This is a genomic window from Vibrio sp. 2132-1, assembly GCF_033344315.1.
The window spans coordinates 1-575 of sequence record NZ_JAWPON010000630.1; the positions used below are offsets into that span (position 1 = coordinate 1).

The 575-nt window shown below is 41.9% G+C and carries 1 protein-coding gene; it reads right to left on the minus strand.

The annotated features are described in order from the left end of the window. Window positions 1-490 (minus strand): LemA family protein (locus R8N47_RS27070; RefSeq protein WP_318186350.1); only part of this gene is annotated, 490 nt, incomplete at its 3' end. Window positions 491-575: the final 85 nt, after the last annotated feature.

Sequence of the window (575 nt, forward strand, 5' to 3'; positions counted from 1 at the left end):
GGAATGTTTGCTTGTAAGTGTTGTAGCTGGTCACGGCATCATTAAATGCTTGGCGGGCAAACGCGACTTTGTTTTCGGTACTGGTTAGCTCTTCTTGGAGTTGGCTCATCGTCTCGTTTGCTTTCAATTCAGGGTAGGCTTCTACCACAACGTTCAGTTTGCCGAGAGCGTTTTGTAACATGCCTTCTGCTTGGCTAAGCTGGCTAATTGCAGCATCACTATCTGGCGCATCACTGGCGGCTTTTAAACCTGCTATTGCTTGGTTACGAGCTTGGATCACGCGTTCAAACGTTTCCTTCTCATGATCCATGTAACCTTTAGCGGTGTTTACTAAATTCGGAATTAGGTCGTATCGACGTTTCAGTTGAACTTCGATTTGAGCGAAGCTGTTTTTAAAGCGATTTCGTAGAGTAACGAGCTTGTTGTAAATACTGATTGCGTAAACCACAACCAGCAGAACAATAACAATAAAGACAATCAGTGCAGTCATAGTGAGTTCCATTTTGTGAATGTATCAGTGTTTTATATAAGTAGTTGAGATATTAAGCAAATTAGACTTACTTATAATGTGGGGT